Origin of the sequence: Methylobacterium sp. EM32, from assembly GCF_040593685.1 — a bacterium.
In the GTDB taxonomy this organism is placed as follows: Bacteria; Pseudomonadota; Alphaproteobacteria; order Rhizobiales; family Beijerinckiaceae; genus Methylobacterium.
Genome location: NZ_JBEXZS010000027.1, coordinates 1 through 3,361 on the forward strand (window position 1 = coordinate 1; position 3,361 = coordinate 3,361).

General features: G+C 72.4%; 4 protein-coding genes. 1 reads left to right on the forward strand and 3 read right to left on the reverse strand.

Annotated elements, in window-relative coordinates:
- Positions 1-66 precede the first annotated feature (66 nt).
- From lepB to ABZT49_RS04400, 3 genes are all read right to left on the reverse strand, one after another.
- On the reverse strand, positions 67-858 hold the full coding sequence (gene lepB / locus ABZT49_RS04390) for a signal peptidase I (protein WP_355283534.1): 792 nt from the start codon (positions 856-858) through the stop codon (positions 67-69).
- 180 nt (positions 859-1,038) lie between these two features.
- Positions 1,039-1,440 (reverse strand): holo-ACP synthase, encoded by a 402-nt coding sequence (acpS, locus tag ABZT49_RS04395; protein ID WP_355283537.1) that lies wholly within the window; start codon positions 1,438-1,440, stop codon positions 1,039-1,041.
- Positions 1,437-2,225 (reverse strand): pyridoxine 5'-phosphate synthase, encoded by a 789-nt coding sequence (locus ABZT49_RS04400; RefSeq protein WP_355283540.1) that lies wholly within the window; start codon positions 2,223-2,225, stop codon positions 1,437-1,439. Before ABZT49_RS04400 ends, acpS begins: the two co-directional genes overlap by 4 nt.
- A gap of 436 nt (positions 2,226-2,661) precedes the next feature.
- Between ABZT49_RS04400 and ABZT49_RS04405 the strand changes: the two genes are divergently transcribed.
- On the forward strand, positions 2,662-3,361 hold a 700-nt coding region (locus ABZT49_RS04405; protein ID WP_355283542.1), incomplete at its 3' end, for a PRC-barrel domain-containing protein.

Sequence of the window (3,361 nt, forward strand, 5' to 3'; positions counted from 1 at the left end):
CGCCCGGGGCGGGCGGGTCGGCCTGCGGCGTGGCGGCGTCGAGCTCGCTCAACTCCCGGTCTCCCGTCAGTGGATCGGCTTGAACAGACGGTTCCAGCGCACCGTCCACGGCCAGTTCCAGATCTGCCAGGCGGCGGCGCCCTCGTCGATCGAGAAGAAGATCACTTCGGCCCGGCCGATCAGGTTCTCGTACGGCACGTAGCCGACATTGCCGAGGTCGCGCGAATCGGTGGAGTTGTCGCGGTTGTCGCCCATCATGAAGAAGTGGTTCGGCGGCACGGTGTAGACCTGGGTGTTGTCCCACAGGCCGCGGTCGCCGTCGCGCTCGATGATCTCGTGGGTGACGCCGCTGGGCAGGGTCTCGCGGTATTGCGGCACCAGGGTGGGCTGGCCGAAGGCGTCGGTGGTCGAGTAATCGGCGATGCGCTCGCGCTTGACCGGCCGGCCGTTGATGTTGAGCACGCCCTCGATCACCTGGATCTTGTCACCCGGCAGGCCGATCACCCGCTTGATGTAGTCGGTGGCGTTGTCCTTCGGCAGCTTGAACACCACGATGTCGCCCTGCTTGGGCGCGGCGCCCCAGATCCGACCCTTGGCCTCGAACGGCAGGTACTCGCTCAACGGCAGCGAGTACTTGGAATAGCCGAGCGAGTACTTCGAGACGAAGAGGTAATCGCCGATCAGCAGGGTCGGGATGAGCGAGCCGGACGGGATGTTGAACGGCTGGAACAGCAGGGTGCGGACCACGACGGCGATCAGCAGCGCCTGGACGCCGACCTTGACGGTCTCCTTGATCGAGTCCCAGAGGCCGGCATCCTTGCCGCGTTTCAGGTCCTGGTCCGTGCGTGCGCGATCCATACTCGTTCTCTCCGGCGGTCCGTGCAGCTATCGCCTGGGCACCCGCCGAGGGCACGCGGCCGGCTTTATGCGCGGTGCGGGGGGTCTAGACCAACGCTTGCCCGCCCGCAACGCGGTGCGGCAGCGGCGACCGAATCACCCTTCCGCAAGTCACCCTTCCACAAGTCACTCATCCGCAAGTCACTCGTCCGGCAGCGCCTCGATGATGACGAAGGCCTGGGCGAGCGGGGGGTCGTCGGTCAGCGTCACGTGGACCACCGGGCGATGGCCCGGCGGGATCAGGGTGGCGAGGCGCTCGGCCGCGCCGTTGGTGAGCCGCAGCGTCGGCCGGCCGCCGGGCAGGTTCACGACTTCCATGTCGCGCCAGAACACGCCGTGGCTCATGCCGGTGCCGAGCGCCTTGGAGCAGGCCTCCTTGGCGGCGAAGCGCCGCGCGTAGGAGGGAGCGCGGGCGGCCCGCCGGTCGCTGCGGGCGCGCTCGCCCTCGGTGAAGACCCGGTGGGTGAAGCGGTCGCCGAAGCGCTCGAGCGAGCGCTCGATGCGGCGGATGTCGCAGAGGTCCGAGCCGATGCCGACGATCATGCGACCTTCCCCGTCAGCCTGTCCTGCCCGGTCTGCGCTTGCCGGCGGCCGGCTTCCATCGCCGCCCGCATCGCCCGGATCGCCGCCGGCAACCCGTCGAAGATCGCCTCGGCCATGAGGGCGTGGCCGATATTCAGCTCGCGGATCTGGGCTAACGCCGCCACCGGGCCGACGCTGTCGACCGTGAGGCCGTGCCCGGCATGGATCTCGAGCCCGAGGGAATGCCCGTGCTCCGCCGCGCGGGCGAGCCGCGCGAGTTCGGCCCGGACCTTGTCCGGGTCGCCCGCGATCACCGCCTCGCAATAGGTGCCGGTATGCAGCTCGACCACCGGGGCGTCGAGCGCGCGGGCGGCCTCCATCACGTGCACCTCCGGCTCGACGAACAACGAGACCCGGATCCCCGCCGCGTTGAGGCGCGCGATGGCCGGCGCCAGGTGCGCGCGGCCGCCGACGATGTCGAGCCCGCCCTCGGTGGTGCGCTCCTCGCGCTTCTCCGGCACCAGGCAGGCGGCGTGAGGCTTCAGGCGGAGCGCGATGCCGAGCATTTCCTCCGTCGCCGCCATCTCGAAGTTCAGCGGCCGGTCGATCTCGCGCATCAGCCGCTCGACGTCGGCGTCGCGGATGTGGCGGCGGTCCTCGCGCAGGTGGGCGGTGATGCCGTCGGCCCCGGCCGCGATCGCCGCATGCGCCGCGCGCACCGGGTCCGGCATCGTGCCGCCGCGGGCATTGCGCAGGGTGGCGACGTGATCGACGTTGACGCCGAGGCGGAGGGAAGAGGCGGGCATCGGAGGGGCTTCTCGGACGGGGTCTCGCGAAGGGACGCCCGCGATGTAGCGCCGCCCGGGCGCTGCCGCCAGCCGCCCGTATGGTGGAACACACTCTCCGGAGAAAGCGCGCGGCAACCGGGCATCCGCCTGGACACCTCGCCCGCTGCGCCGCACTGTAGGCGCTCCGCGGTGCGGGGCCGGATGCCCGCCAGGCGCTAAGGCCCCGCCGCGACAACCCGACGACCGATGCTCGGGCGGGCCGCCGCGCCTGCCCCGGAGGCCCACGATGTCTGCTCGACGGCTCGACCGCGGCGGTGACGCGCCCGCCCGGCTGCCCCTGCCGCCCCGCCCCCACACCTTCGCCGCGCTCCTCCTCCATCCGGCCCCCTCGCCGTCGGAACCGCCGGCCGCGGTTGCCGGTTGGACGCTTCGTATGACCCAGCGAGAGGCCCGCTTGTCAGGAACCCTGCGGACGATTCTGGCGGCCGCCGCCGCGCTCTCCGCCGTGACGGCGGCGCAGGCGCAGCAGGGCTCGGCCCCCGTGGAGGCTCCGAAGCCCCCAGTCGCGGCGCCCGCGCCGACGGCGCCTGCACCGGCCCCCGCCGCGCCGGCTCCGGCGACGCAAGGACCGGCGGCGCAGGCTCCGGCGAACCAGCCCCCTGCGAACCCGGCGCCCGCTGCCACCGCCCAGACCCCGGCGATCCCGCCCGGGACGCCGGCGACGGTCCTCGACACACAGGATTACGACGGCGTCCTCGGCAAGCCGGTGCGCAGCGCCGCCGGCGAGGATATGGGCCGGATCATCGACATCATCGTCGACAAGGACGGCCGGCCGCGGGCCGCGATCATCGATTTCGGCGGCTTCCTCGGCGTCGGATCGCGCAAGATCGCGGTCGACTGGCGCGCCCTGCACTTCTCGGCCGACAACAAGCCCGGCCGCGCGGTGCTGCAGCTGAACCGCAACCAGGTGCGCGTCTCGCCCGAGTACAAGCCCGGCGACCCGATCGTGGTGCTGGGCCCGGCCGGGCCCGTGCCGGCACCGGCCTCGGCCTCCGCTGCACCGGCGCCCGCTGCCCAAGCTCCTGCGGCTTCTGCTCCCGCCACGCCGGCTCCCACCGCTGCCGCCCCCGCCCCCGCGGCGCCGACGCCCTACG